Origin of the sequence: Alcanivorax sp. REN37, from assembly GCF_041102775.1 — a bacterium.
Taxonomy (GTDB): domain Bacteria; phylum Pseudomonadota; class Gammaproteobacteria; order Pseudomonadales; family Alcanivoracaceae; genus Isoalcanivorax; species Isoalcanivorax beigongshangi.
Genome location: NZ_JBGCUO010000001.1, coordinates 68,583 through 95,299, shown reverse-complemented (window position 1 = coordinate 95,299; position 26,717 = coordinate 68,583). Strand labels below are relative to the sequence as shown.

Below are 26,717 nucleotides of genomic sequence, written 5' to 3'. Positions count from 1 at the left end.
GAGTTAAATCTAGGGCCGCAGCCAAGGGTGTTTGCCCTGCTGGGGTGGGCGGATGGGTGTTTTTAGCCGCGCTGTCACTGACGCCAGAACAACGGCGTGAACAGCACCAGCAGCGTGAATACTTCCAGTCGGCCGGCCAGCATCGCCACACACATGATCCACTTGGCGCCGTTGGACAGATGGCTGAAGCCGCTGCCGACATCACCGAAACCCTGGCCGACGTTGTTGAGCGATGCGGCGGTGGTGGCGAGCGCCGAACCAAGATCCATGCCGGTCATCGAGAACGCCAGCGTCAGCGCCACCGACAGCATGATGTAGACGCCGACAAAGCCCCATACCGCCTGCAACACCCGGTCATCCGCGGCGCGGTGGCCGAACCGCACGGCAAACACGCCGGTGGGATAAATCAGCCGACGCAGCTCGCGCAGGCTGTGGTGGAACACTAGCGCCACCCGCACCACCTTCATGCCGCCGCCGGTGGAGCCGGCACAGCCGCCGATGAAACTGGTCAGCGCCAGTGTGTACAGCACCGCATTGGGCCAGCTCACCATGTCGGTACTGGTCAGCCCGGTGCCGGTGCTGAACGACATCACTTGGAACACCGAGTGGCGCAGGATGGTGAGCGGATCACCGTCGTAACGCTGCTCAAGGAACAGGCCGATCGACACAATGCTGACGTAGAGAACGATCAGCGTGACGAAGAAGCGGAATTCCGGATCGCGCCAGTAGGTCAGCGGGTTCTTGCCACGGAATACGGCAAAGTGCAGCGCGAAGCTGAGCGCACCGAGGAAGATGAAGAACGCCGCGATCATGTCCAGCAGCGCACTGTCGTAGTAGCCCATGCTGGCGTCGTGGGTGGAAAAACCGCCGGTGGAAACGGTACTGAAGCTGTGGGCGATGGCGTCGAACCAGCTCATGCCGCCCCAGCGGAACAACAGTGCGCAGCAGATGGTGAACACCAAGTAGATGAACCACAGCGTCTTGGCAGTTTCGGCGATGCGCGGCGTCAACTTGGCGTCTTTCATCGGCCCGGGGATTTCGGCCTTGTACAGCTGCATGCCGCCGACGCCCAGCATCGGCAGAATCGCGATCGCCAGCACGATGATGCCCATGCCGCCCAGCCACTGCAGTTGCTGGCGGTAGAACAGCAGTGACTTCGGCAATTGGTCAAGGCCGGTGAGCACGGTGCCGCCAGTGGTGGTGAGGCCGGAAATTGACTCGAACACGGCGTCGGTAATGCTCAGGTCGAGCGCCGGATTGAGTAAAAACGGCAGGCTCCCGACCGTACCCAGCACCGTCCAGAACAGCGTTACCACCAGGAAACCGTCGCGGGTTTGCAGTTCGGCGCGTTCACGCCACACCGGCAGCCACAGCACCAGCCCGAGGCAAAAGATGCTGGCGAACGAGCGCAGGAACGCCATTTCGCTGCCATCATGGAACAGGTAGGCCACCACCACCGGCGGCACCATGGTGAAGCTGAACACCATCAACAGGATGCCGAGGATCTTGGTGATCAGGGCGAAATGCATGGCCGCAGCCTCAGAAGAAGGTCAGACCGACCTGGAACAGTTTTTCCACATCGATGATGCGGCGCCGGTCCATCAAGAACATGATCACGTGGTCGTTCTGTTCGATCACTACATCATCGTGGGCGATCAGCACCGTTTCGCCGCGCACCACGGCGCCGATGGTGGTGCCTTCCGGCAGGTCAATTTGATCGACGCGACGGCCCACCACTTTGGAGCTGCGGGCGTCGCCCCGGGCGATGGCTTCGATCGCCTCGGCCGCGCCGCGGCGCAGAGAGTGAACACTTACCACGTCCCCGCGCCGCACGTGCGCGAGCAAATTGCCGATGGTGGCCTGCTGTGGCGAGATGGCGATGTCGATGTCGTGGCCCTGCACCAGGTCCACATAGGCGGGGTTGCTGATCAGCGTCATCACCTTGCGGGCGCCGAGACGCTTGGCCAGCATCGACGACATGATGTTGGCCTCATCATCGTTGGTCAGGGCGCAGAACACATCGGCGTTTTCGATGTTGGCTTTGATCAGTTGGTCACGGTCGGTGGCGTGGCCGGACATCACCACCGTGCGTGACAGGTGCTCGGCCAGCCAGGTGCAGCGGGCGCTGTTGCGCTCCAGCAGTTTGACCCGGTAGCGGTGTTCCATGCTCTGCGCCAGCCGGTAGCCGATGTTGCCGCCGCCGGCGATGATCACCCGTTTGTAGTTGTGCTCCAGCCGCCGCAGCTCGCTCATCACCGCGCGGATGTCGTTGCGGGCGGCAATGAAGAACACTTCGTCATCGGCCTCGATCACGGTGTCGCCTTCCGGCTGCAGTGCCCGGTTCTTGCGGAAGATCGCCGCCACGCGGGTGTCCACGTTCGGCATGTGCTGGCGCAGTGCGCGCAGCGCTTGGCCCACCAGCGGGCCGCCGTAATAGGCGCGCACCGCCACCAGCTGCACGCGGCCACCGGCAAAGTTCACCACTTGCAGCGCACCGGGCAGATCTATCAGACGGCGGATGTAATCGGTTACCACCTGCTCGGGGCTGATGATGACGTCGATCGGCAGCGCTTCCGGGTGGAACAGCTTCTCGTGCATCAAGTAGCTGGTGGCGCGGATGCGGGCGATCTTGGTGGGAATGCGGAACAGCGTGTAGGCCACCTGGCAGGCGATCATGTTGACCTCGTCACTGCTGGTGACGGCAATCAGCATGTCAGCATCTTCGGCGCCGGCCTGGCTCAGCACCGCCGGGAACGAACCGCGCCCGGTCACAGTGCGCAGGTCGACCCGGTCGCTCAGTTCGCGCAGGCGGTCACTGTCGGTGTCCACCACGGTGATGTCATTGCGCTCACCGGACAGGTTTTCCGCCAGTGTGGCGCCGACTTGGCCGGCGCCGAGAATGATGATTTTCAACGCCGCTCACCCGTGTCAGAGCTGTTTTCGCAACCGTGCGCAATAGAACCCATCGTGGTTCCGGTCCTCGTCCTGGGTGGTGGGCGCCCATTGCTGGCCGATGCTACCACCACTGCCCGGCGAATCTGCGCGGGCATCCGGGGTGCGGGCCAGGAAGGCCGCCATCTGGTCGGCATTTTCTGCGTCCAGCACCGAACAGGTGGCATAGACCAGACAGCCGCCCGGGCGGATCAGCGGCCATATTGCATCCAGCATCCGGGCCTGTAAACCAACCAGCTCGGGCACATCGCTGGCGCGCCGGTGCCACTTTACATCTGGCTGGCGGCGCAGGATGCCGGTGGCGGTGCAGGGGGCATCGAGCAGCACGGCATCGAACAGCTGGCCATCCCACCACTGGCTGGGATCGGCGGCATCGCCCGACTGCAACTGTGCCTTGAGGCCAATGCGGTCGAGGTTTTCCTGGACCCGCGCCAGGCGCTGGGGATCCACATCCAGCGCTACCACCTCGGCATCAGGGAAACGTTCCAGCAGTTGGCCAGTCTTGCCGCCGGGGGCGGCGCAGGCGTCCAGCACTCGGCCTTGCGGGGCCATGTCCAGCCATTCCACCGGGTTTTGCGCCACCGCGTCCTGCACCGAAAAGGCGCCCTCGGTGAAACCGGGGATGTCGTGCACCGGCACCGCGTTGTGCAGCGTGACGGCAAAGGGCGCAACGCTGCTGGCGCTGGCGGGTAGCCCGGCGGCGGCCAACGTTAGCAAGGCTTGCTCGCGGCTGTGTTGTTGGCGATTGACCCGCAGTGTCAGCGGTGCTGGCAGCAACGACGCGGCGGCCAGCGCCGGCGCCTGCTCACCCCAGTCGCGCTGCAATTGCTGCCACAGCCAATCCGGCAGCGATTGCGCCACTGCAGTAGGCAGACTGGCTTGCAATGCGTTGATGTCCTCGCGGGTGGCTTTGCGCAGTAGTGCGTTGGCCAGCCCGGCGGCCCAGGGCGCTTTCAGTTGGCGCATCAGGTCCGGGTAAGCATTCACCACCGCGTGGGCGGGACGGGCGCTGAACCACAGTTCATAGAGCGCACACCAGAGCGCCAATCGCACCGGTTGCGCACTGGCGCGTAGCGGTTTTTGCAGCTGCGCCGACAACCAATGATCGAGCAGGCGCCGATGGCGGCAAACGCCGTAGCACAGATCGACAAACAAGCCGCGATCGCCGGCGCTTAGCTCACCGCGGGGGCGTGCCAGCACTTCGCGCAGGCTGCGGCCACCGCCTTCGGCGGGCAGCACCTCGGCCAGCGCTTGAACCGCCAATTGGCGGGGACTCTTGCTCATGAGGCGCTGCCGAAGCCGTCAGCCAGCAACTGGCCGGGGCGCAGCAAGTGGGCACGGCCGCTCAGCAGGTCTTTGACTGGCTGCGCTTTTTTGCCAGGCAGCTGGGCCTCAGTGATGTGCAGGCTGCCTTGGCCGCAAGCGACTTCTAGAGAGTCCGGCGAGACGCTCAGCAGCGTGCCGGGGGCACCGCTGCCTGGTCCTGCATGGGCCTGCCACACTCGCAGTCGCTGGTCACCGAACGGCACTTGCGCCACCGGCCACGGATTGAAGGCGCGCACGGTGCGGGCCAGCTGCTCGGCGTCCTGCTGCCAATCCAGCTCCGCTTCTTGCTTGCCGAGTTTGTGGGCGTAGCTGACGCCCTGCTCCGGCTGCACTTCGGCGCCGACTTGGAATTGGGCTAGATCATCCAGCACCGTCACCAGCGCAGCGGCGCCGAGCTCAGCGATGCGTTGGTAGAGGCTGCCGCCGGTGTCGGAGGCGGTGATCGGCGTGGCGACCTTGTGCAGCATCGGGCCGGTATCGAGCCCGGCTTCCATCTGCATGATGGTGACGCCACTTTCGTCGTCGCCAGCGGCAATGGCGCGGTGCACCGGCGCGGCGCCGCGCCAGCGCGGCAGCAGCGAGCCGTGCACGTTGATGCAGCCATGGCGCGGTAAATCGAGGATCGCCTGTGGGATCAGCAGGCCGTAGGCCACCACCACCATTACATCAGCATCAAAACTGGCGAGCTGGGCACCAATGTCTGCGTCGCGCAGGGTGGTCGGTTGCAGCACGGGTAGCTGGTGTTGTTCGGCCAGCACCTTGACGTCACTGGGGGTCAGGGTGCGGCCACGGCCGGCGGGGCGGTCGGGCTGGGTCAGCACCGCCACCACCTGGTGGCGACTGGCCAGCAGCGCCGCCAGGCTGAGCGCGGCAAAATCCGGCGTGCCGGCGAACACAATACGCAAGGGCGTCACGGGGAACCTCGGGAAGCAGGAGTGGGCGTGTCAGGCGCGGGTACGCTGGACTTTCTCGATCTTCTTCTTGATGCGGTCGCGCTTGAGCCGCGAGATGTGGTCGACGAACAGCTTGCCGGCCAAATGATCGACTTCGTGCTGGATGCAGATTGCGAGCAGGCCCTCGCAATCCATCTCGAAGGCGTCGCCATCGCGATTAAGGGCACGCACCCGTACCCGCGATGGGCGCTCCACGGTTTCGTAGAAGCCGGGCACCGACAGACAGCCTTCGTCGTAGCGTTGCAGGTCCTCGGTGAGCGGCAGCAGCTGCGGATTAATGAAATGCAGCGGCTCGTTGCGCTCTTCCGACACGTCGATAACGATCACTTGCTGATGCACATTCACCTGAGTGGCGGCCAGTCCAATGCCTGAGGCGTCGTACATGGTCTCGAACATGTCATCAATCAGTTTGCGAAGCTCGTCATCCACCTTTTCCACCGGCTTTGCTACCGTGCGCAGGCGAGGATCAGGGAATTCGAGGATGTCCAGTACAGCCATGATGGGTTCCGCAGGTCAGCTGCCAGGCCCGGGGGGGCCGGGAAGCGGGTTGAAAACGCCCGGACCGGGTTGCTAGTATCAGCCGAAAATCGTATCCGAAGAATACGACAAAAGGGGCTCATCCATCTCAAGCAACACCTGGCATGCAAAGGTGCCAGCCAATCGGGGGCCGACCAGTCGCCTGGTCGCGAACATGGCAGTCATGATAAGGGGATTCCGGCAATGATGAAATCACTGCTGCGGGCGCTGTCCTGCGGCGTTCTGCTGGGTTTTGCAGGGTGGGTGGGTGCGGATGTGGCGCTGCGTAGCGACCCGCCGCAGGAGTACCACGTCAAAAAGGGCGATACGCTCTGGGATATTTCCAACGCTTTCCTGCGCAATCCGTGGCAGTGGCCGGCGCTGTGGCACCAGAATCCGCACATCGACAACCCGCACCTAATCTACCCGGGTGACGTGCTGCATCTGGTCTACATCAATGGCCAGCCGCAGCTCGACATAAGCCGGGTGGTGGCGTTGTCACCGGGGGACGAGCGGCTGTCGCCGCAGGTGCGCGAGTTGCCGCTGTCGTCCGCGATCCCAGCGATTCCGCTGTCCAGCATCCAGAGTTTCCTGCGCGAAGCGCTGATCCTGTCCAAAGAAGACGTCGATAACGCCCCCTACCTGGTTGGCGGCACCGACCGCCGGGTGATTTACGGCTCCAACGACACCGTCTACGGCCGTGATCCGGTGAACAAGTGGCAGGATCTGGCGCCGGATTACGGTGTTTACCGGGTCGGCCAGCCTTACATCGACGCCACTACCCGTGAAGTGCTGGGTTATGGCGCAGTGCGCATCGGTACCATGCGTGTCACCGCTCAGGATGGGGAACTTGTGACCTTCCGGGTGACCGCCGCTAACGAAGATCTGCGTGCGAATGATCGGATTTTGCTGAGCCCAGAACACCGCCAGCAATCAATCTATTACCCCTCTGCGCCTGACAACATGCAGGACGGCAACGTGCTGCAGGTGTTCGGCCGCCTCAACAGCGCCGCCCGCCATGACGTAGTGGTGCTCAACCGTGGCACCCGCGATGGCGTGCAGGAAGGTAACGTACTGGAAGTCTTCCAGCGGGGAGAACAGGTGCGTGACCGCAACCGTGGAGAAATGCTGCAGCTGCCGGATGTGAAGGCCGGCACCTTGGTGGTGTTCCGGGCGTTCGAGAAGGCGTCCTATGCGCTGATTATCGAATCCACCCGCGCCATCTATGTGCAGGATCTGGTGCGCAGTCCCACCGTCGATTAACGCCCGCCGGGGCAGGCCCGCCCGCCCCGCTTGCGTCCCGCTGGCCCATTGGCCGGTTACGGATGCTGTCATGGACCACCCTGCCCTCGCCCTAACGCTGCTGTGCCAGCACAACCCGCCGTTGCTGTACCGCCTGTTGGCGGCCCATCCCGACCCCGCCGCCGCTTGGCTGGCGCGTGCTGACTGGGGGCTGAGTGGCGATCCGTCTGCCGAGGTGGCGCGCTGGCGCCCGTGGCTGGCGCGCCACGGCTGGCAACTGATGCTCTCCACTGATGCAGGCTACCCCGAGTTGCTGCATAGCTTGCCGGATGCGCCGGGGATGCTGTTCGTGCAAGGCAACCTCCAAGCGCTGTCGCAGCCGCAGTTGGCAATAGTGGGGGCCCGCAGTGCCAGCCCAGATGGTCTGCGTTGGGCACGTGAGCTGGCCGCCGGGCTGGCGGCAGCCGGGTTTACCGTCACCAGTGGGCTGGCCCGTGGCATTGATGGCGCTGCTCACCAAGGAGCGCTGGCCGCTGGCGGCACCACGGTGGCGCTGATGGCATCCGGTCCCCAGCAAATTTATCCGCGCGAGCATCAGGCTTTGGCGCGCCAGCTGGTGGAGCGCGGCGGCGCACTAGTGACCGAGTTCCCGCCGGGTGTGCGGCCACTGCGGCACCATTTCCCGCTGCGCAACCGGCTGATTAGCGCGCTGTCGCTAGGTGTGGTGGTGGTCCAAGCTCTGCGGGCGTCCGGCTCGCTGGTCACCGCCCGTCATGCCGCCCAGCAGGGCCGCACCGTGTTTGCGGTGCCGGGGGTGCCAGGCGCGCCGCTCAGTGCTGGCCCCCACCAGCTGCTGCGGGAGGGAGCGGTGTTGCTCGAGTCGCTGGACGACATCGCCGCAGAACTACCGGACTTTCAACAGCTTGCCGCTGGCGCCAGCTCGCTGTTGGAAACGGACACCGGGGTGCTGGCATTGCTGGCGGAAGGCCCTCGGGATTTCGATCAGTTGCTGGCGGTGTGGCAAGACGGCGAAGCGGCGCTGGCCGATGCGTTGTTGGAGCAGGAGCTGGCCGGCCGCGTGCGCCGTTCAACGGGCCGTTATCAGCGCATTTTCTAGGCTTGTGCAGGGACCAGCGCTCCGGTACTTTGCACCCCCCAATTGCCAACAGAAACCACGAGGCTTCACATGAGCACGCCCTTCGTTGCGGTCCTGATGGGATCCGATTCTGACCTGCCGCAGGTACAGACGACGCTGGACACTCTCAATGGACTGGGTATTCGCGTGGAAGCGCGAGTGACATCAGCCCACCGCACCCCAGTGCGCACCCACGAATTCGTCAAAGACGCCGAAGCGCGTGGCTGCCAAGTGTTCATCTGCGCCGCTGGTTTGGCGGCCCACCTCGCGGGTGCTGTGGCGGCCGCCACGGTGCGTCCGGTGATCGGCATTCCGGTGGAAACCGGTCCGCTGAGCGGTGAGGATGCGCTGCTGTCCACGGTGATGATGCCGGGCGGTATTCCGGTGGCCACGGTGGCGATCGGCAAGGCCGGTGCCAAGAACGCCGCCTACCTGGCCGCGCAAATGATGTCGCTTGCTGATCCGAGCCTGTACCAGCGCCTGAAGGACGACCGCGAAGAAAACGCCCGCGCGGTGGAAGCCAAGGACGCCGCGTTGCAGGCTAAGCTCGCCGGTAAGTGAGCCGGTTGCGCGTTGCCACGTTGCCGTCCGTTGCCCGTTGGGTGCGGGACGGGGGCGTGGTGGCGTATCCAACCGAGGCCGTTTACGGCCTCGGTTGTGACCCTCTTTGCGAGGCTGCGGTGTTGCGCATCCTTGCCCTCAAGCAGCGCCCAGTAGAGAAAGGCCTGATCCTACTCGCCGGCAGCGTTGAGCAGTTGCTTCCTTTCATTGATGTCAGTACGGCCGAACAGGCGCGCATGGCAGCCCGCTGGCCGGGACCAGTGTCCTGGGTGGTGCCGGCCAGCGCACGGGTGCCGGCCTGGGTGCGTGGCGCCCACACCACGGTAGCGGTGCGGGTTAGCGGCCATCCGTTGGCGCGAGAGCTGGCCCTAGCCGCGGGCACGCCGTTGGTGTCTACCAGTGCCAATTTGGCGGGTCAGCCGTCGCTGCGCGATGCTGACAGCGTTTTGCAGCAACTCGGTGACGGGCTCGATGCAGTGCTCGGCGGTGAATGTGATTCGACCGCAAAACCCTCTACTATTGTCGACCTTCATACCGGCGCGGTACTGCGTTCCTAAGGCGTCGGTCCACCTGTTGTTCGGGATGCCCCACCATGACTTCGATCGACGTCGACGCCGTCAAGGCGTACCTGCTCGGGTTGCAGGACGATATCTGCCGCCAGTTGGAAGCGGAGGATGGATCCGCCGTGTTTGTCGAGGATGCCTGGCAGCGTCCGGAAGGCGGCGGTGGCCGCAGCCGGGTGCTCACTGAAGGCGCCGTGATCGAGAAAGGCGGGGTCAACTTTTCCCACGTGTTCGGTCCCGGCCTGCCGCCGTCGGCCACGGCCGCGCGCCCGGAGCTGGCCGGCCGCAGCTTCCAGGCCATGGGCGTGTCACTAGTGATCCACCCGCACAACCCCCACGTTCCTACCAGCCACGCCAATGTGCGCCTATTCGTGGCGGAAAAGGACGGTGAGCAGCCGGTGTGGTGGTTCGGTGGCGGCTTCGATTTGACCCCGTTCTACGGCAACGAAGACGACGTGCGCCACTGGCACCAGGTGGCCAAGGACGCCTGTGATCCGTTCGGCGCCGAGGTCTATCCGCGTTTCAAGCGCTGGTGCGATGAATACTTCTTCCTGCGTCACCGCAACGAATCGCGCGGTGTCGGCGGATTGTTCTTCGACGATCTGAACGAACTGGGCTTCGAACAGAGCTTCGCGCTGATGCGCAGCATCGGTGATGCCTACGTGAAGGCCTACCGGCCGATCATGGCGCGCCGCAAGGACACTCCCTACGGTGACCGTGAGCGCCAGTTCCAGCTCTATCGCCGTGGCCGTTATGTGGAATTTAACCTGGTGTTCGATCGCGGCACCCTGTTTGGTCTGCAGTCCGGTGGCCGCACCGAATCGATCCTGATGTCGCTGCCACCGCTGGTGCGTTGGGACTACAACTGGGCGCCGGAGCCGGGTTCCGCCGAAGCGCGGCTGTACGAGGAATTCCTGCCACACCGCGATTGGCTGGCGCCGTGAGCAGCCGTTACGCGGTATTCGGCAACCCGATTGCCCACTCCCGTTCGCCGGCGATCCACCAGGCGTTTGCGGCCCAGCGCGGCGAGGCCTTGGATTACCAACGCATTGAAGCACCATTGGACGACTTTGCCGGCGCTGTGGCGGCGTTCTTTGCCGACCGCGGTGCTGGCGCCAATGTCACGGTGCCGTTCAAGGAGCAGGCGTTCCGGCTGTGTGGCCAACTCACCGAGCGCGCGCGCAGCGCCGGCGCGGTGAACACCTTGTGGCAGCAGGACGGCACACTGTGGGGCGACAACACCGACGGTATCGGCTTGGTCACCGACCTGACCGATCATCTCGGCTGGACACTGCGTGATGCGCGGGTGCTGGTGCTCGGTGCCGGCGGTGCGGTGCGCGGCGTGCTGCAACCGTTGTTGGCGGCCGCGCCAGCGCAGTTGGTGATCGCCAACCGCACCGCTGACAAGGCGACGGCTTTGGCGGCGGAGTTCGGTGGGGCGGTACAAGGAGGCGGCTTTGACGCGCTGCACGGCCATTTTGATGTGGTCATCAATGGCACCGCTGCCAGCCTCAGTGGCGCGGTGCCGCCGCTGCCGGCCGGCAGCATTGATCAGCACAGCTGTTGCTACGACATGGTGTACGGCGACCAGCTGACACCGTTCTTGCAGTGGGCGCAGCGCCAGGGAGCGGCGGTGGCAGACGGCCTCGGCATGCTGGTGGAACAGGCGGCGGCCTCGTTCCGGCAGTGGCATGGCTGGGAGCCAGATACGGTGCCGGTGCGCGTCGCACTGCGCGGCCGGTAACAAGTTTTACCTCCCTTTTGCGCTGCGCTGGCAGTCCGGCGCGCGTCTGTGGCTAGAATCGGGGCGCTTTTTCCCTCCCGGATGTCGATGGCGGACAGCATGACCTTCAAGCAGTGGATCTACGCGGCGGCCTTGAGTGCCGCTGCGGTACCCGCCCAAGCCGGATTGTTGAATCTGGCCTGGGACAACGATTTCCTCACCGGTTCTGACCGCGGCTACACCAATGGCGTGCGCCTGTCCTGGCTGGGCGACAGTGCTGAAAGCAACCCCCGCTGCGATCAAGGCTGTGCCACCAATCATGTGCGTACGGCGCTGTCATGGCTGCCGGGCATCGGCGGTGCCGATCGTCAGCACGCGCTCAGCATCAGCGTCTCGCAAGCGATGATTACGCCGGAAAACATTGAGTCGCGTGAGCCGATCTATGATGACTTGCCTTACGTCGGCTATCTGGCGGTGCAGCCGGGCATCTATGCCTGGAGCGACCGGGTGCTGACCGGCTACGCGCTCAACGTCGGCGTGGTGGGTAAGGAGTCCGGCGCCAGTCAGATGCAGCGCTGGGTGCACCACATGATCGGCAGCACCCGGCCGCTGGGATGGGACAACCAGCTTGGCACCGATGTACTGGGCGGTATCAGCGCCATCCACGTGCGGCGGCTGTTCACCGGCCAGCTCAACAATGGTTTGCAGCATGAGTGGACCTGGGGCGTGGGCGCGCGCCTGAACAGTTTCATCAGTGATGCGGAAACCGGTTTTTCCTACCGCATCGGCCGCAACCTGCCGGGCAATTTCGTGCCTGAATATGCCGGCGCGTCGCCGTCACTGGGGCTGCCGGGGTTGCTGGAGACCCAGAGTTGGGGATGGGATGTGTTCGCCAGCGTGCTGGTGCAGGGCGTCGCCTACTCCTATATCGAGGAAAAGGGCGGGCCCTACAACTACCGCAAGAAAGACGCCGTCGGTGCGCTGACGCTGGGCGTCGGCCTACACAGTCGCAATTTCCATATGGCGCTGGCGGTGCGCGCTTCCACCGCCCAGGAAGACGAGAATAAAGAGGCGATGACGTTCGGCACCTTGTCGTTTTCCTGGCGGATTTGAAACCGTGGATTACTCCGCTTCAGCGCGGTACTGGTTCTTCAGCTTGACGTAATTGCCGGCCACGTAAGGCAAAAACGCGCGCTCCTCATCGGTCAGTGGGCGCGCGGCAGTGGCCGGGCGGCCACGATACAGGTAGCCGCTCTGCAACCGCTTGCCCGGCGGCACCAGACTGCCGGCAGCGAGGATCACATCATCCTCGATCACCGCACCGTCCATGACGATGCTCTGCATGCCGATCATCACTCGATTGCCGATGGTGCATCCGTGCAGCATCACTTGGTGCGCCAGCGTTACGTCGTCGCCGACCTGCAGCGCAAAGCCGCCGGGGTTGAAACTGGAGTCGTGGGTGATGTGCAGCACCGCGTTGTCCTGCACGCTGACCCGGTTGCCCAGCGTGATGCGCTGCATATCGCCGCGCACCACCGCGCACGGCCAGACCGAGCAATCTTCACCGAACTGCACGGCGCCAATGACCTGCGCTGACGGGTCCACCCAGGTGCTGGCGGGAACAGCCGGCGTCTTGCCGGCAAAGGAACGGACTGCCATGCTGCGGCTCCTTGTTTTATCGGTGGGGACTTGAAGTCGCCATTGTCCACCCAGATATCCCTGCTGTCTGCCATCACTGCCAAGAGTCCGTTCCATGAGTCGCAATCCGCTGATCGATTACCCCGGCCTGCCCCCCTTCGCTGCCATCCGCCCCGAGCACGTGGAGCCCGCCGTGCAGCAGCTGATCGCTGATGGGCGCGCGCGCATTGAGCAGGTGCTGGCCGCCGGCCAGTGGGACTGGGACAACCTGGTGCTGGCGCTGGATGAGGAAGACGAACGGCTCGGTAAAGCCTTCGGCCCGGCCGGCCACCTCAATGGTGTGGCCCAAACCGACGCTTTGCGCGCCGCTTACAATGCCTGTCTGCCGGCGCTGTCTGAGTACGGCACTGAAGTGGGCCAGAACACCCGGCTCTACGCCGCTTACCAATCGCTGCGCGACAGCGGCGACTACGCGGCGCTGTCCCCGGCGCGGCAGAAAGTGCTCGATAACACCCTGCGCGATTTTCACCTGTCTGGCGTCGATCTACCGGCCGACAAGAAAGCGCGCTACATGGACATCAGTAAGCGTTTGTCTGAGCTGACCTCCACCTTTTCTGACAACGTGTTGGACGCCACCCAAAGCTGGCAGCGCCCGGTGACCGACGCGGCAGAACTTGACGGCGTGCCCGAGGTGGCACTGGCCGGTGCCGCTGACAAAGCCAAGGAACAAGGGCTGGATGGCTGGCTGCTGACGTTGGACTTCCCCTGCTACTACGCGGTCATCTGCCACGCCCGAAACCGCAGCCTGCGCGAGGAAATCTACCGCGCCCACGTCACCCGCGCCTCCGACCAAGGGCCGGATGCTGGCAAGTTCGACAACAGCGGGCTGATGGACGAAATCCTGTCTTTACGCCAGCAATTGGCCCAGTTGCTTGGCTTCGGCAGCTACGCTGAGAAATCGCTCGCCACCAAAATGGCGCGCAGCACCGATGAAGTATTGGGTTTCCTGCGTGATCTGGCCCGCCGCGCTAAACCGCAGGCGGAAACCGAGTTAGCGGAACTGCGCGCATTTGCTGCTGAGCAGGGCGTAACCGAACTGGCGCCGTGGGATATCGCGTTCTGGAGCGAGCGCCTGCGCGAAGCCCGCTATAGCCTGTCGGAAGAAGAATTGCGGCCGTGGTTCCCGGCGGAAACCGTGATTGCCGGCATGTTCGACATCGTGCAGACGCTGTTTGGCATCCGTATCCGGGCCCGTGATGGCGTGGAAACTTGGCATGCCGACGTGCGTTTCTACGACGTGCTGGATGATGATGGCGCGCCGATGGCGAGCTTCTACTTGGATCTGTACGCCCGCACCGGCAAGCGTGGCGGTGCCTGGATGGACGACTGCTTGGTGCGTCGTCGCCGCGCGGACGGCAGCTTGCAGCAGCCGGTGGCGTACCTGACCTGCAACTTCGCGCCGCCCGCCGGCGGCAAGCCGGGGCTGCTGACCCACGACGAGGTGGTGACGCTGTTCCACGAGTTTGGCCATGGGCTGCACCACATGCTCACCGAGCAGGAGGATGCGTCAATTTCCGGCATCAACGGCGTTGCCTGGGACGCGGTGGAACTGCCCAGCCAGTTCATGGAGAACTGGTGCTGGACCGAGGAAGGCCTGCGCCGCATCTCCGGCCACTACGAAACCGGCGAACCGCTGCCGGCCGACCTGCGCGACAAGCTGCTGGCGGCGAAGAACTTCCAGAGTGCGCTGGGCATGGTGCGGCAGTTGGAGTTCTCGCTGTTCGACATGTTGATCCATGGCGACAATCCGCAGCAGCTGAGCATCCAGCAGGTATTGGACCAAGTGCGTGAGGAGGTCGCGGCGATCATTCCGCCGGCGTTCAACCGCTTCCAGAACTCGTTCTCACACATCTTCGCTGGCGGTTATGCGGCCGGTTACTACAGCTACAAGTGGGCGGAGGTGTTGTCGGCCGATGCCTATTCGCGCTTCGAAGAAGAGGGCGAATTCAATCCGCAGACCGGCCATGATTTCCGCCGCCATATCCTTGCGCAAGGTGGCAGCCGTGAGCCGATGGAGCTGTTCGTAGCCTTCCGTGGCCGCGAGCCGTCGGTGGATGCGCTGCTGCGCCACAGCGGGATTGCGGCCTGATGCGGCGCCACTTCATTGCCGGCGCCAGTTGCCCGGAATGCGGTGCGGTGGACCGCATCCAGCGGGTGCAGGATGACGGCCGAGTGTGGATGGAATGCGTGGCCTGCAACATGGTCCGTGATTTGGATGCGCCGCCACCGGCCGCGCACCCACCGGAGCCGGCCAGCAGTTCCGGCCCGGTGATCTGGAAGTCGCCGAAGAGTTCATGAACACCACCTGCGCCCGCTCTGCGGGCGCAGTGCTATTGGGCTGCAGCGGCGGTTAATTGCGTTAACTCCTCGTGGTGTAACTGACCGGACAGATAGCGCAGTTGCAGCCAAGCGTGCAGGGCGTCGTGACGCGCTTGCAGCAGGTCCTGCCGAGTGCTGTACCGCGGGTGCTCGGCATCCAGTGGATCCAGATTGATGCGCTCGCCGCCCAGCACGCTCTGGCGCGTGGCCGTTACCAGCGCGACGGCATAATCCTCCGCGGCTTGATAGGCGTCGATGCGGTTTTGCCCGCGCGTGGCGCGACTGTATTGGCGCCGCAACTCGTTGAGCAGGTCGCGGGTGTCGGCATTCAATTCCGAGCGTGCTTGCTCCAATTGGTGGTGTGCCTGGCGCACCGCCGCTCGCAGACCCCTGCACGCCGACGCGCGGCTGATCGATATCTCTGCGGCGCAGTGCCCAATTAGCCGCACCACACTGTCCTTAGCGAGATCAGCGGCAAGGCGGTTGGTCAGTGTTTCATGCAGAAGCCGAAACGCAGCGATTGAAGGTGCTGCCATGGAAGCCCGTTGGCGCCCGCGGTGGCTCCAACGGCTGGTTTCACGGCAATGTCATCGTCGATAACCCAAGCCGCTTCCCGCCGTGAACGGCTGCAGGGTCGGCAACCCTGATGCCAAAATGGTCGTCATGAGGGGGCGGAGAAGGATCTTGTCCGACAGCTCGAACATTTTAATGAACGATCGTTTTCGGCGACTTTAAAAAGAATAAATCGTTTATTTATCAGATGGATGGTCCTTATCCGACAGTCCTTCCAGCGCCGCCAATCAATGCTTTTTTACTCCGCTATGGTCGGCGCCCAGGCGCAAGGGTTTCCGCCCCCGGCAGTTGTGCTACATTCCAACCGTGACATTGACCGATGTAAGAATAACAACGCTAGAGCTAGGAGGTGTGCCGTGCTCAGTCGCTTGGATCCCAATACTGTCTTACGCATGAAGAAGTGGGGGTACCTGCTTTTTTGGTTGGGGGTGCTGCCACTCTTGCCGATTTCCGCCATGATCGGCCGCGACAGCGGCACTCAGGACTATTGGGCCTGGGCCATCTATTTGGTGATCTTCGGCCTCGTTCCCATCCTCGACTACATCGTTGGCAAAGACCCCAGCAATCCGGATGAAGCCGAACAAGTCCCGGCCATGTCGGAAGAAATCACCTATCGGGTGATTACTCTGGTCATGGTGCCGGTGTGGATTGGCGCCATGTTTTATGCCGGCTGGGTGTTCTTCAACAACGACTACTCTTGGTTCGGGAAACTGGGCTGGATGGTGTCCATTGGTACCGCCGGTGGCGTGATCGCCATTAACCTCGGCCACGAGTTGACCCACAAAGACCCGCGCATTGAAAACTGGGCAGGCGGCCTGATGCTCGCCTCGGTGACCTACGGCGGTTTCAAAGTGGAGCACATCCGCGGCCACCACGTGACGGTATCCACCCCGGAAGATGCCTCTTCGGCGCGCTATGGGCAGAACGTCTATGCCTTCCTGCTGCAGGCGTTCCCCCGCAACTTCATCAACGCCTGGCGCTTGGAAGCCCAGCACCTGCGCCGCAAGGGGCACAGCCCGTTCAGCTGGCGCAATGAATTGATCTGGTGGTACGGCATTTCCGCGCTGTTCGCGCTGGCGTTTGCACTGGCATTCGGCTGGGCGGGCGCCTTGTACTTCCTCGGCGTCAGTTTCATCGCGGCCTTCACGCTGGAAGTGATCAACTACATCGAGCACTACGGCCTGCACCGCCGGCTGCTGGAAAACGGCCGCTACGAGCGCGTCACCCCAGCGCACAGCTGGAACTCCAACTACTTCCTCACCAACTTGGCGCTGTTCCAGCTGCAGCGCCATAGCGATCACCACGCCTACGCCAAGCGCCGTTACCAAGTGCTGCGCCACTACGATGAAAGTCCGCAGTTGCCGGGTGGTTATGCGGCCATGTACGTGCTGGCGCTGATTCCGCCGCTATGGTTCAAGGTGGTGAATCCGCGTGTGGAAGCCTATTACCAAGGCGAGATGGACCAACTGCTGCGTTCCGCCAAGCGCGTCAACAACATCACCGCCTGATCTGCCAGCGATACCCGGCGCGCGCTCGCGCGCCGGGCTCTCTTGAAAAGTCTGCCGCGATCCCCACTATCGTCCGATCAGATTCTGCTTTAGATCGGGACAGAGGACTTTTCGCACCATGACTGCCACCACGCCCCAGACCGAACGCCGGGAATTCCAAACCGAAGTGAAACAGCTGCTGCACCTGATGGTGCATTCGCTGTATTCCAACAAAGAAATTTTCCTGCGCGAATTGATTTCCAATGCCTCCGACGCTGCTGACAAGCTGTCGTTTCTGGCGTTGCAGGACGCTGCCCTCTATGAGGGCGACGGCACGCTGCAGATCCGTATTGAGACCGACGAGGCGGCCGGTACCCTGACCATCGCCGACAACGGCATCGGCATGAGCCGTGACGACGTGGTGGCCAATCTTGGCACCATCGCCCGCTCCGGGACCGCGGAATTCATCCAATCGCTGAGCGGTGACCAGAAAAAAGATTCGCGCCTGATCGGCCAGTTCGGTGTCGGTTTCTACAGCGCCTTCATCGTTGCCGAGCGGGTTGAAGTATTCACTCGCAAAGCCGGCTTGGCGGCCGATCAGGGCGTGTACTGGTCCAGCGAAGGCGACGGCGCCTTTGAGTTGGGCGATTGGCACGGCGAACAGCGCGGTACCCGCATCGTGCTGCACCTGCGTGACGAGGAAAAAGAATTCCTCAGCAGCTGGCGGCTGAAAGAGCTGGTGCGTAAATACAGCGACCACGTGGCGATCCCGGTGATGATGCGCGATGAGCCCGCTAAAACCGAGGACGGTGAGCCGCCGGCGGAGCCGGGCTGGAGCCAAGCTAACGCCGCCACTGCCCTGTGGACGCGCAATAAGTCCGAAGTCAGCGACGAGGAATACCAAGAGTTCTACAAGCACCTGTCGCACGACTTCAACGACGCTCTGAGCTGGAGCCACAACCGGGTGGAAGGCAAGCTTGATTACAGCTCGCTGCTGTTTATTCCAGCCAAAGCGCCGTTCGATATGTGGCAGCGCGATGCTTCCCGTGGCCTCAAGCTGTATGTGCAACGGGTGTTCATCATGGATGACGCCGAGCAGTTCCTGCCGTTGTACCTGCGTTTCGTCAAAGGCGTGGTCGATACCAATGACCTGTCGTTGAACGTTTCCCGCGAAATCCTGCAGAACGACCGCACGGTGGCGTCGCTGAAATCAGCGCTCACCAAGCGGGTGTTGGGGATGCTGGAAAAGCTGTCCGGCGATGCCGAAAAATACCAAGGCTTCTGGAACGAATTCGGCAATGTACTCAAGGAAGGCGTGACCGAAGACATGGCCAACCAGGAGACGTTGGCCAAGCTGATGCGCTTTGCTTCTACCGAAACTGGCGACGCGGCGCAGACTGTATCGTTGGCAGATTATGTGGCGCGCATGAAGGACGGGCAGGAAAAAATTTACTACCTGGTCTCCGACAGCCATGCCAATGCGGCTGGGAGTCCGCACTTGGAAGTGTTCCGCAAGAAAGGCATCGAAGTGCTGCTGCTGTCTGACCGCATTGACGAATGGGTCATGGGCTACCTGAACCGCTTCGATGAAAAAGATCTGGAAGATATTTCCCGCGGCGCGCTGGATCTTGGTGCGTTGGAAGATGAGCAAGAAAAGCAGGCCCAGCAGGACACCGATACCGCCTTTGCGGGGCTCACTGGCCGCATCGCTGAGCTGTTGCAGCAGGACGTGGACAGTGTGCGCACCACTCACCGGTTGACCGATTCTCCTGCCTGTCTGGTGGTGGCTGAGCACGATATGGGTGCGCAGATGCGCCGCATTCTCGAGGCCGCCGGTCAGCAGGTGCCGGATAGCAAGCCGATCCTTGAGATCAACCCGCAGCATCCGTTGGTGGAGCGCTTGAACCAGGAGGCGGACGAAGACCGCACCCGTGATCTGGTGATGGTGATTTACGAACAGGCGCGTCTCGCCAGCGGTGAGCCGCTCAAAGATGCGCCCGGTTATGTGCGGCGTATCAATGCGCTGCTGATGCAGTTGGTGTGATCTAAAAAGCCCGGCGATTGCCGGGCTTTTTTATGCTGCGAATAACAGAAATCGCGTTACACATCTAAATAATCCTGCGAGCCTTTTAGCCAGCGTTTTTCCAGCGCCTTGGCAGCATCAGGCTGCTCGGAAAGAATGCGTGCGGCCAGCGTGCGCGCGGGCTCCACCAGCTCTTCGTCGCGCATCAGATCAGCGATACGCAATGACAATTCACCGGTTTGGCGGGTGCCAAGCCACTCCCCTGGCCCGCGCAGGCGCAGGTCTTCTTCGGCGATGCGGAAGCCGTCGGTGGTTTCGCGCATCACCGCCAGTCGTTTCTTTGCTGTCAGTGACAGCGGCGGCTGATATAGCAGCACGCAATAACTCTGCTCCGCGCCACGCCCGACCCGGCCGCGTAGCTGGTGCAGTTGCGACAGGCCCAGTCGTTCGGCGTTTTCCATCACCATCAGCGTGGCGTTGGGCACGTCCACCCCCACCTCGATCACAGTGGTGGCCACCAGCAGCTGCGCTTCACCGCCGGCAAAGCGCGCCATGGCCGCGGCTTTTTCTGCCGGCTTCATGCGGCCATGCACCAGTGCCACGGTCAGGTCTGGCAAGGCTTCACACAGCGCCTGCCACGTCGCCTCGGCCGCCTGTGCCTGCAAGCTGTCGGACTCTTCAATCAGAGTGCACACCCAATAAATCTGGGTGCCGCTGCGCGCTGCGGCATGCACGCGGGCGATCACATCCGCGCGGCGGCTGGCGGGCAGCACCAGGGTTTCGATGGGCTGTCGGCCGGGCGGCAGTTCGTCGATGACCGAGGTATCGAGGTCGCCGTAAACGCTCATGGCCAGTGTGCGCGGAATCGGTGTGGCGGTGAGCACCAGCTGGTGTGGTACCTGCTGCTGGCTGCGACCCTTATCACGCAGTGCCAGCCGTTGATGCACGCCGAAGCGGTGTTGCTCGTCAATGATGGTCAGCCCCAACCGCTGGAATTGCACCCGTTCCTGAAACAGCGCGTGGGTGCCAACCACCAGCCCGGCGCGGCCTTCTGACAGCGCGCTTTCCACTTCCCGGCGGGCCTTCTGCCCGAGGCTGCCGGACAGCCAGGCCACCTCTAGCCCGAGCGGTGCCAGCCAGCGCTGAAAGCTGGCGTGATGCTGCTCGGCGAGCAATTCGGTGGGTGCCATCAGCGCTACTTGGTAGCCGGACTCGATGGCATTAAGGGCTGCGGCCGCGGCCACCAGCGTCTTGCCGGCACCCACATCTCCTTGCACCAAGCGCAGCATCGGCGATGGCTGCGCGAGGTCGGTGTTGATCTCTTCAATCACCCGTTGTTGAGCACCGGTAAGCTGAAATGGCAGGCTTTCGCGCAGCTGGCGGAACAAGCGCTCGCCTTGCAATGCTGGCGCGCCCAACGCTTTCTGGCCGGCGCGGCGCGCCAGCATCACCACTTGGTGGGCCACCATTTCTTCCACCACCAGTCGCTGCAGTGCCGGGTGAGTGCCGCCCAGCAGAGCGTCGATGCCGTCATCCGGGTCTGGCGCGTGCAGGGTCAGCAGCGCATCACGTAGGCTCGGCAGATGGGCGGCGGCGCCGTCCGCCGGCAGCAGATCCTTGGGCGGAAATTGGCGCAGCACCGCCAGTGCTTGCTCCATGGCGCCGCGCAGAGTGCGTTGATGTACGCCGTCGGTGGTCGGGTACACCGGCGTCAGGCAGCGCTCCAGCTGCGGCAGCGCGCCGTCGACGGCCACCACGTATTCGGGGTGGAAGAACTCCAGCCCGGTGCTGCCGACGCGCACCTCGCCGAATACGCGCACCTGCTGGCCCACTTCTAGGCTGTTTTTTTGCTGCGCGTTGAAGTGAAAGAAGCGCAAATTGATCTGACCGCTGTGGTCGCGGATGCTGCACAGCAGGCTGCGACGCCGGCTGAACAGGATGTCGGTGCGCAGAATCTCGCCTTCCACTACCACATGCTGTTCCGGTCGCAGGCGACCGATTTCGGCGACTTGGGTGCGGTCTTCGTAGCGGAACGGCAGGTGGAACAGCAGGTCCTCCACCGTGTGCAGGCCCATGCCGGCCAAGCGTTCGGCGGTTTTCGGGCCGACGCCTTTGAGCGTGGCGAGCGACCGTGCGGCCAGCTCATTCAATGGCTGAGCTCCTCGCGCGGTACCGCTTGGCGCACTACTTCGATGGCGCGCGGGCGCGGGAAGCTGTCGCGCCACACCAGCGCAATGGTGCGGCGCGGTACCGGCTTGATGAACGGCCGCACTTCAAACGCATCGTCGTTGTAGCTGTGACTGCTGATCGCCGAGTTCGGCAGGATGGTGATGCCGAGTCCGCCGGCCACCATGTGGCGCAGAGTTTCCAGCGAGCCGCCTTCGATCTGCACCAGGTTTTTGTGTTTTTCTGAATCGATCGCCGGGCACAGTTCCAGCACCTGGTCGCGGAAGCAGTGGCCTTCACCGAGCAGCAGCAGGTTCTCGTCCAGCAGTTGTTCCGGGCGCACGGTTTTTTGTTTGCGCCACGGGTGGCCGGCTGGCAGCAGCACCGAGAACGACTCCTCGTACATGTGCGCGCGTACCAAGCCACCGCCGGAGAACGGCAGCGCCACGATGATGGCATCCAACTCACCGCGCTCCAGTTTGCTGCGCAGCACATGGGTGTAGTTTTCTTCGATGAACAACGGCATGTCCGGCGCCGCTTTGCGCACCCGCGGCACCAACACCGGGAACAGGTAAGGCGCCACCGTGAAGATAGCGCCAAGGCGCAGCGGGCCGGCCAGTTGGTCGCGTTGGGTGTTGGCCAGTTGCTCCAGCAGCTCTACTTGTTCCAGCACTCGTTGTGCTTGGGCGATCACTGGCTCGGCATCGTGGGTGACCCGCACTTCCCGCGGGCGGCGCTCGAACAGCGTCAGGCCGAGCGTGTTTTCCAGCTTGCGGATGGCGGCACTGAGGGTCGGTTGGCTGACATGGCACATCTCGGCGGCACGGCCGAAATGTTTCTCGCGCGCTAGCGCGACCAGATAACGGAGTTCGGTGAGCGTCATGGGGGCTCCTGGTCAGCCATCATCTTTAACTATGGATTGGTGACAATTAGTAGGCGTATGGTACTGCTTCGTCAAGCCGGCAGGAGACTAAAACCGTGGCACATATTCTGCTTTGTGGACTGGGTGATCTGGGCCAGCGGGTGGCCCGCAGCCTGTGTGAACGTGGCCATCAGGTGAGCGCGCTGCGGCGCCGTGCGGAAGCGCCGGACGGCGTCGAAGTGTTTCCCCAGCAGCTCGGTCAAGAGCCGGTGCAGCTACCGGCAGCGCCGGTGGATCTGGTGTACATCGTCATGGCGCCAGATGAGCGCACCGAGGCGGCCTACCGCGATGCCTATATCCGGGCGCCGATTGCAGTGCTGGATGCATTGGCGGTGCGTGGCGAACGGCCGCCGGCGCTGTTCGTGTCCAGCACCGCGGTGTACGGCGCCGACCAAGGCGAGGTGGATGAGCTGACCGCGCCGGCGCCGGACGGCTTCAATGGCCGCGTGTTGTTGGAAGCGGAAACCGCCGTGTTCCAACGCACCACGGCGGTGGCGGTGCGACTTAGCGGCCTGTATGGGCCAGACAGTGTGCGGTTGTTGCGACAGGTGCAGCAGTTGGCTGCTGATGGCGCTGCGTTGCCGGCGTCGGTCTGGAGCCACCGTATCCATCGCGATGATGCGGCGGCGCTGCTGGTGGCGTTGGGCGAAGCGCGTTTGGCCGGGCAGGCGTTACCGCCAGTGGTGATCGGTACCGATCCGCAGCCGGTATCCAACCATGAGGTGCTGCACTGGTTGGCGAGCGAGTTAGGGCTCACCCTGCCGCCGGCCGCAGCACCCGCCGGCAAGCGACTGCGCAGCCGCTACCTGGCGGTGCGGCCAGTGGCTTGGTGTTATCCGGATTACCGTGCCGGCTACCGGCCGGTGTTGGAGCGGTTTCGCAACGGCGAACTCAGTTGAGCACCAGCACGCCGTCCATTTCCACTGCCGCGCCGCGCGGCAGTGATGCCACGCCCACCGCCGCTCGGGCCGGGTAAGGGGCTTCGAAGTACTGCGCCATGATGGTGTTGACGGTGGCGAAGTCGCCGAGGTCGGTGAGGAAGATGTTCAGCTTCACCAGTTGCTGCAGTGAGCCGCCGGCGGCGTCGCAGACCGCCCCCAAGTTTTCGAACACGCGCCGGACCTGGGCCTCGATGCCGCCGTCGACCATGTCCATAGTGGCGGGGTCGAGCGGAATCTGGCCGCTCAGATAAACGGTGTCACCGACCTTGATGGCCTGCGAGTAGGTGCCGATGGCGGCTGGCGCTTGGTCTGTCTGGATGATCGAACGGTTGCTCATGGGCGGGTCCTGTCGGGTGCCGGTCACGCGTTGACGCGGCTGATTCGGTAGACGTTTTCCAGTTTGCGCAAGCGTTTAATTACCCGCGCCAGATGGATGCGGTCGCGCACCGTGACGGTGGCGTTGATGACGGTGGTGCCGGCGTCGCGGTCCTGCATGGTCAGCGTATCGATGTTTGAGCCCATCTCGCTGAAGGTGTTGGCAAGGGTGGCAAGAATGCCCTTCTTGTTGAGCATCTCGATGCGGATGGCGGCGCTGAATTCTTGGTCCACCGCGCGATCCCAGTACAGCGCGATGCATTTTTCCGGGCTGTTGCGCATCTCTGCCAGCAGGTTGTTGCAGGTGTCGCGGTGCACCACGATGCCGCGGCCAGCGCTGAGGTGGCCGATCACCGCGTCGCCAGGCAGCGGGCAGCAACATTTAGCGTAGCTCACCATCAGGCCCTCGGTGCCGCGAATCGCCAGCGGCCGGCGGTCGTCGGCGTCGCTGCGGGTGTCATCACGCGGGCCGAATAGCTTGCGCGCCACCAGCGGCGCCAGCCGGTTGCCGAGGCCGATGTCTTCCAGCAGGTCATCAAGAGAGCCGTAGCCGTTGGCGCTCAGCTCGCTGATCACGCGCTCGATCGGCAATTCGTTCATGGTGATGCCGTAGCTGGTGAGGGACTTTTCCAGCAGCCGTTCGCCGAGCTGAATCGAATCTTCGCGGCGTTGGTGTTTGAGGAAGTGGCGGATGTTGGTGCGCGCTTTGGCGGTGACGACGAAGTTCAGCCAGGAAGGATTCGGGGTGGCATTGGGCGCGGTAATGATGCGCACCGTCTGACCCGACTCCAGTGGCGTCGACAGCGCCGCGAGCTTGCCATCGATGCGCGCCGCCACGCAGGTGTTGCCGATCTTGGTGTGCACCGCGTAGGCAAAGTCCACCGGCGTGGCGCCGATCGGCAGCTCCTTGATTTCGCCCTTGGGGGTGAAGATGTAGGCCTCGTCCGGGAACAGGTCCACCTTCACGTTCTCGATGAACTCCATCGAGTTGCCGGCTTTTTGCTGCATCTCCAGCAGTCGGCTCATCCACGCTTGGGCGCGGGTGTGGGTGGGCGTGGCGCCGCCAGAGGTGTCTTCTTTGTAGAGCCAGTGGGCGGCGATGCCGTTGTTGGCCATCGCTTCCATTTCTTCGGTGCGGATCTGGATTTCCAGCGGAATGCCGCTGCGCGCCTTCAAGGTGGTGTGCAGGCTCTGGTAGCCGTTGGCCTTGGGAATGGCGATGTAATCCTTGAACCGCCCCGGGATCGGGGTGAAGTAGTTGTGCACCGCGCCGAGCACCCGGTAGCAGGTATCGACCCGGTCCACCACGATGCGGAAACCGTACACATCCATGATTTCGTTGAAAGACTTATGTTGCTCCTTCATTTTGTTGTAGATGCTGTACAGGTGCTTTTCGCGGCCGAGGATGCGGGCGTCGATGCCCTCGTCCTGCAGGCAATTCTCGATGTTGTTCTTCAGCGTCGAGAGGATTTCCTTGCGGTGGCCGCGCGCCGAGCGCACCGCCTTGGAGATCAGGTTGGCGCGCATCGGGTAGATGGCGTTGAAGCCCAGATCTTCGTACTCCACCCGCATGTTGTACATGCCGAGCCGGTTGGCGATCGGGGCGTAGATTTCCAAGGTTTCGTAGGCAATGCGTTTGCGCTTTTCCGGCGGCATCGAGTGCAGCGTGCGCATGTTGTGCAGGCGGTCGGCCAACTTCACCAAGATCACGCGGATGTCGCGTGTCATGGCCAGCATCATTTTGCGCAGGTTCTCGGCCTGCTGTTCGGCTTTCGACTCGAACTTGATCTGGGCAATCTTGGACACGCCGTCCACCAGCTCGGCTACATCCGGAGAGAACTTCTCAGCCAGCACTTCCTTGCTGACGCCGGTGTCTTCGATCACATCGTGCAGCATGGCGGCCATCAGGCTCTGATGGTCCATGTGCATGTCGGTGAGAATGTTGGCCACCGCCAATGGGTGAGTGATGTAGGGATCGCCACTGCGCCGGTACTGGCCCTCATGGGCTCGCTCGGCGAACTCGTAGGCGCGCACCACCTGGGCGATCTGGTCATCGCTCAAGTAGCTGTTAAGACGTTTGACCAGGTTCTGAATGGTGGACAAAAGCAGGCCTATCAGCTTCGGAATGGGTGTGGCGAAAGGATCAGCGCATCACCTAAGACTAATTACGAAGCCGGGGCTTGTCCACGGCGCTTTCCGGGTGAAAACGCCGTGAGTGCTTGAAAAGCTGGAAGGTTTTGCGGTGCGGGATTATTCGCCGAAGGAACTGGTCAGCAGCGCCAGCTCATCAAGCTCGCCGCTGTGGTCAGCCAGTTCGGCTTCTACCGAGTCACGGGTGACATAGCCTTCAGCGATTTCGCGCAGCGCGACCACTGCGGGCTTGTCGTTGTCCCATGCCACGCGCGGCTCCTTGCCACCGGTTTGCAGTTGGCGGGCGCGCTTGCTGGCAACCAGCACCAGCTCAAAACGGTTGTCCAGTTTTTCCAGGCAATCTTCAACAGTGACGCGGGCCATGGCTACCTCAAGAGACGCTCAAATCGGGTGTGCCAGGGCAACAAAGCCGGGCACCGGGCCGGCGATTCTACCCGTTGGCCGGGGGCGACAACAAGTCGGCCAACCGCGCCGCATGGCGTTGCTGCTGCAGCGGACGTGCCAGACGGTTGGCGAGGAAGATTGCTTTCAGGTCGGTCAGCGCGGTGTCGAAGTCATCATTGATGAGCAGGAAATCGAATTCGCCGTAGTGGGTCATTTCTTCTTGGGCGCCGGCCACGCGGTGGGCAATCACCTCATCGCTGTCTTGGCCACGGCCGCGCAACCGCCGCTCCAGCTCTGCTACCGACGGCGGCAGGATGAAGATTGAACGTGCTTGCGGCACCAGCCGGCGTACCTGAGCGGCGCCTTGCCAGTCGATCTCCAGGATCACGTCTTTGCCGGCGGCACGTTGGGCATCGACCCAGTCGGCACTGGTGCCGTACAGGTTGCCGAACACCTCGGCGTGCTCCAGGAAGCGCCCCGCCGCCACCGCCGCCAGAAATTGCTCGCGGTCGGTGAAGTGATAGTTGACGCCATCCTGCTCGCCCGGACGCATCGGCCGGGTGGTGTGGGAAATCGAGGTCTGCACGTCGGCCAGTTGTTCGGCGAGCGCCGCCACCAGGCTGGTTTTACCAGCGCCGGAAGGCGCCGAAACGATGAACAGGGTGCCAAGGCAAGAGTCGGATTGCATGCTGGAAGTCGGCCGTACG

Annotated in this window: 25 protein-coding genes; 12 read left to right on the top strand and 13 right to left on the bottom strand. The window is 63.2% G+C overall.

Annotated elements, in window-relative coordinates; translation table 11 throughout:
* Positions 1–74: 74 nt before the first annotated feature.
* The 5 genes from AB5I84_RS00440 to def are packed head-to-tail and all read right to left on the bottom strand — an operon-like array spanning position 75 to position 5,729.
* Positions 75–1,529: a TrkH family potassium uptake protein gene (locus AB5I84_RS00440; RefSeq protein ID WP_369453857.1), complete on the bottom strand. Its 1,455-nt coding sequence runs from the start codon at positions 1,527–1,529 to the stop codon at positions 75–77.
* Positions 1,530–1,539: 10 nt separating this feature from the next.
* Positions 1,540–2,913: a Trk system potassium transporter TrkA gene (gene trkA, locus AB5I84_RS00435; RefSeq protein WP_369453856.1), complete on the bottom strand. Its 1,374-nt coding sequence runs from the start codon at positions 2,911–2,913 to the stop codon at positions 1,540–1,542.
* A 15-nt stretch (positions 2,914–2,928) separates the two neighbouring features.
* On the bottom strand, positions 2,929–4,236 hold the full coding sequence (rsmB, locus tag AB5I84_RS00430) for a 16S rRNA (cytosine(967)-C(5))-methyltransferase RsmB (RefSeq protein WP_369453855.1): 1,308 nt from the start codon (positions 4,234–4,236) through the stop codon (positions 2,929–2,931).
* Positions 4,233–5,192 carry a methionyl-tRNA formyltransferase gene (gene fmt, locus AB5I84_RS00425; RefSeq protein ID WP_369453854.1) on the bottom strand — a complete coding sequence of 320 codons (960 nt, stop codon included), beginning with the start codon at positions 5,190–5,192 and terminating at the stop codon, positions 4,233–4,235. Before fmt ends, rsmB begins: the two co-directional genes overlap by 4 nt.
* A gap of 30 nt (positions 5,193–5,222) precedes the next feature.
* Positions 5,223–5,729 carry a peptide deformylase gene (gene def, locus AB5I84_RS00420; protein WP_369453853.1) on the bottom strand — a complete coding sequence of 169 codons (507 nt, stop codon included), beginning with the start codon at positions 5,727–5,729 and terminating at the stop codon, positions 5,223–5,225.
* Positions 5,730–5,951: 222 nt separating this feature from the next.
* On the opposite strand from def, the gene AB5I84_RS00415 reads away from it, so the two are divergent.
* From AB5I84_RS00415 to AB5I84_RS00385, 7 genes are all read left to right on the top strand, one after another.
* Entirely contained in the window at positions 5,952–7,010 is a 1,059-nt protein-coding gene (locus AB5I84_RS00415) for a LysM peptidoglycan-binding domain-containing protein (RefSeq protein WP_369453852.1), read from the top strand.
* 70 nt (positions 7,011–7,080) lie between these two features.
* A complete protein-coding gene (dprA, locus tag AB5I84_RS00410) occupies positions 7,081–8,106 on the top strand; it encodes a DNA-processing protein DprA (protein ID WP_369453851.1) in 1,026 nt (341 codons plus the stop codon).
* A 69-nt stretch (positions 8,107–8,175) separates the two neighbouring features.
* On the top strand, positions 8,176–8,685 hold the full coding sequence (gene purE / locus AB5I84_RS00405) for a 5-(carboxyamino)imidazole ribonucleotide mutase (protein ID WP_369453850.1): 510 nt from the start codon (positions 8,176–8,178) through the stop codon (positions 8,683–8,685).
* A 56-nt stretch (positions 8,686–8,741) separates the two neighbouring features.
* Positions 8,742–9,242, top strand: coding sequence for an L-threonylcarbamoyladenylate synthase type 1 TsaC (gene tsaC, locus AB5I84_RS00400; RefSeq protein WP_439650169.1), 501 nt, complete (start codon positions 8,742–8,744; stop codon positions 9,240–9,242).
* Between the two features lie 35 nt (positions 9,243–9,277).
* A complete protein-coding gene (gene hemF / locus AB5I84_RS00395) occupies positions 9,278–10,192 on the top strand; it encodes an oxygen-dependent coproporphyrinogen oxidase (RefSeq protein ID WP_369453848.1) in 915 nt (304 codons plus the stop codon).
* Positions 10,189–10,992, top strand: coding sequence for a shikimate dehydrogenase (aroE, locus tag AB5I84_RS00390; protein WP_369453847.1), 804 nt, complete (start codon positions 10,189–10,191; stop codon positions 10,990–10,992). The genes hemF and aroE overlap by 4 nt, the downstream gene beginning before the upstream one ends.
* 87 nt (positions 10,993–11,079) lie before the next feature.
* Entirely contained in the window at positions 11,080–12,084 is a 1,005-nt protein-coding gene (locus tag AB5I84_RS00385; protein WP_369453846.1) for a lipid A deacylase LpxR family protein, read from the top strand.
* Between the two features lie 9 nt (positions 12,085–12,093).
* Here AB5I84_RS00385 and AB5I84_RS00380 read toward each other — a convergent pair whose 3' ends face one another.
* Positions 12,094–12,630, bottom strand: a complete 537-nt coding sequence (locus tag AB5I84_RS00380) for a gamma carbonic anhydrase family protein (protein WP_369453845.1) — start codon at positions 12,628–12,630, stop codon at positions 12,094–12,096.
* Positions 12,631–12,724: 94 nt separating this feature from the next.
* Between AB5I84_RS00380 and prlC the strand changes: the two genes are divergently transcribed.
* Entirely contained in the window at positions 12,725–14,758 is a 2,034-nt protein-coding gene (gene prlC / locus AB5I84_RS00375; protein WP_369453844.1) for an oligopeptidase A, read from the top strand.
* Positions 14,758–14,967 (top strand): YheV family putative metal-binding protein, encoded by a 210-nt coding sequence (locus tag AB5I84_RS00370; protein ID WP_369453843.1) that lies wholly within the window; start codon positions 14,758–14,760, stop codon positions 14,965–14,967. Before prlC ends, AB5I84_RS00370 begins: the two co-directional genes overlap by 1 nt.
* 32 nt (positions 14,968–14,999) lie before the next feature.
* Here the strand turns inward: AB5I84_RS00370 and AB5I84_RS00365 are convergent, their stop codons facing one another.
* On the bottom strand, positions 15,000–15,362 hold the full coding sequence (locus tag AB5I84_RS00365) for a TolC family protein (protein ID WP_369453842.1): 363 nt from the start codon (positions 15,360–15,362) through the stop codon (positions 15,000–15,002).
* A gap of 591 nt (positions 15,363–15,953) precedes the next feature.
* Here AB5I84_RS00365 and AB5I84_RS00360 point away from each other — a divergent pair.
* Both AB5I84_RS00360 and htpG read left to right on the top strand, forming a co-directional pair.
* A complete protein-coding gene (locus tag AB5I84_RS00360; RefSeq protein WP_369456045.1) occupies positions 15,954–17,069 on the top strand; it encodes an alkane 1-monooxygenase in 1,116 nt (371 codons plus the stop codon).
* 118 nt (positions 17,070–17,187) lie between these two features.
* The gene (gene htpG / locus AB5I84_RS00355) at positions 17,188–19,092 is read left to right on the top strand and encodes a molecular chaperone HtpG (protein WP_369453841.1); all 1,905 of its coding nucleotides are present in this window, start codon (positions 17,188–17,190) and stop codon (positions 19,090–19,092) included.
* A 56-nt stretch (positions 19,093–19,148) separates the two neighbouring features.
* On the opposite strand, the gene recG is transcribed toward htpG, so the two are convergent.
* A complete protein-coding gene (gene recG, locus AB5I84_RS00350) occupies positions 19,149–21,221 on the bottom strand; it encodes an ATP-dependent DNA helicase RecG (protein WP_369453840.1) in 2,073 nt (690 codons plus the stop codon).
* Positions 21,218–22,120 (bottom strand): hydrogen peroxide-inducible genes activator, encoded by a 903-nt coding sequence (locus tag AB5I84_RS00345; RefSeq protein ID WP_369453839.1) that lies wholly within the window; start codon positions 22,118–22,120, stop codon positions 21,218–21,220. Before AB5I84_RS00345 ends, recG begins: the two co-directional genes overlap by 4 nt.
* A 95-nt stretch (positions 22,121–22,215) precedes the next feature.
* On the opposite strand from AB5I84_RS00345, the gene AB5I84_RS00340 reads away from it, so the two are divergent.
* A complete protein-coding gene (locus AB5I84_RS00340; protein WP_369453838.1) occupies positions 22,216–23,058 on the top strand; it encodes a Rossmann-fold NAD(P)-binding domain-containing protein in 843 nt (280 codons plus the stop codon).
* On the opposite strand, the gene AB5I84_RS00335 is transcribed toward AB5I84_RS00340, so the two are convergent.
* From AB5I84_RS00335 to gmk, 4 genes are all read right to left on the bottom strand, one after another.
* Positions 23,051–23,437, bottom strand: a complete 387-nt coding sequence (locus AB5I84_RS00335; protein ID WP_369453837.1) for a RidA family protein — start codon at positions 23,435–23,437, stop codon at positions 23,051–23,053. The two genes, AB5I84_RS00340 and AB5I84_RS00335, sit on opposite strands and share 8 nt — an antisense overlap.
* Before the next feature lie 23 nt (positions 23,438–23,460).
* Entirely contained in the window at positions 23,461–25,578 is a 2,118-nt protein-coding gene (gene spoT, locus AB5I84_RS00330) for a bifunctional GTP diphosphokinase/guanosine-3',5'-bis pyrophosphate 3'-pyrophosphohydrolase (RefSeq protein WP_369453836.1), read from the bottom strand.
* 147 nt (positions 25,579–25,725) lie between these two features.
* Positions 25,726–25,989: a DNA-directed RNA polymerase subunit omega gene (gene rpoZ / locus AB5I84_RS00325; RefSeq protein WP_369453835.1), complete on the bottom strand. Its 264-nt coding sequence runs from the start codon at positions 25,987–25,989 to the stop codon at positions 25,726–25,728.
* A gap of 67 nt (positions 25,990–26,056) precedes the next feature.
* Complete coding sequence (gene gmk, locus AB5I84_RS00320; protein ID WP_369453834.1) at positions 26,057–26,698, bottom strand: guanylate kinase; 642 nt, start codon at positions 26,696–26,698, stop codon at positions 26,057–26,059.
* Between the last annotated feature and the right edge of the window lie 19 nt (positions 26,699–26,717).

Excerpts from the sequence above, each read along its gene's own strand:
- AB5I84_RS00440 (WP_369453857.1), bottom strand. The coding sequence starts at position 1,529 with ATGCATTTCGCCCTGATCACCAAGATCCTCGGCATCCTGTTGATGGTG.
- rsmB (WP_369453855.1), bottom strand. The coding sequence starts at position 4,236 with ATGAGCAAGAGTCCCCGCCAATTGGCGGTTCAAGCGCTGGCCGAGGTG.
- def (WP_369453853.1), bottom strand. The coding sequence starts at position 5,729 with ATGGCTGTACTGGACATCCTCGAATTCCCTGATCCTCGCCTGCGCACG.
- AB5I84_RS00415 (WP_369453852.1), top strand. The coding sequence starts at position 5,952 with ATGATGAAATCACTGCTGCGGGCGCTGTCCTGCGGCGTTCTGCTGGGT.
- dprA (WP_369453851.1), top strand. The coding sequence starts at position 7,081 with ATGGACCACCCTGCCCTCGCCCTAACGCTGCTGTGCCAGCACAACCCG.
- purE (WP_369453850.1), top strand. The coding sequence starts at position 8,176 with ATGAGCACGCCCTTCGTTGCGGTCCTGATGGGATCCGATTCTGACCTG.
- hemF (WP_369453848.1), top strand. The coding sequence starts at position 9,278 with ATGACTTCGATCGACGTCGACGCCGTCAAGGCGTACCTGCTCGGGTTG.
- AB5I84_RS00385 (WP_369453846.1), top strand. The coding sequence starts at position 11,080 with ATGGCGGACAGCATGACCTTCAAGCAGTGGATCTACGCGGCGGCCTTG.
- AB5I84_RS00380 (WP_369453845.1), bottom strand. The coding sequence starts at position 12,630 with ATGGCAGTCCGTTCCTTTGCCGGCAAGACGCCGGCTGTTCCCGCCAGC.
- prlC (WP_369453844.1), top strand. The coding sequence starts at position 12,725 with ATGAGTCGCAATCCGCTGATCGATTACCCCGGCCTGCCCCCCTTCGCT.
- AB5I84_RS00370 (WP_369453843.1), top strand. The coding sequence starts at position 14,758 with ATGCGGCGCCACTTCATTGCCGGCGCCAGTTGCCCGGAATGCGGTGCG.
- AB5I84_RS00360 (WP_369456045.1), top strand. The coding sequence starts at position 15,954 with ATGAAGAAGTGGGGGTACCTGCTTTTTTGGTTGGGGGTGCTGCCACTC.
- htpG (WP_369453841.1), top strand. The coding sequence starts at position 17,188 with ATGACTGCCACCACGCCCCAGACCGAACGCCGGGAATTCCAAACCGAA.
- AB5I84_RS00345 (WP_369453839.1), bottom strand. The coding sequence starts at position 22,120 with ATGACGCTCACCGAACTCCGTTATCTGGTCGCGCTAGCGCGCGAGAAA.
- AB5I84_RS00335 (WP_369453837.1), bottom strand. The coding sequence starts at position 23,437 with ATGAGCAACCGTTCGATCATCCAGACAGACCAAGCGCCAGCCGCCATC.
- rpoZ (WP_369453835.1), bottom strand. The coding sequence starts at position 25,989 with ATGGCCCGCGTCACTGTTGAAGATTGCCTGGAAAAACTGGACAACCGT.
- gmk (WP_369453834.1), bottom strand. The coding sequence starts at position 26,698 with ATGCAATCCGACTCTTGCCTTGGCACCCTGTTCATCGTTTCGGCGCCT.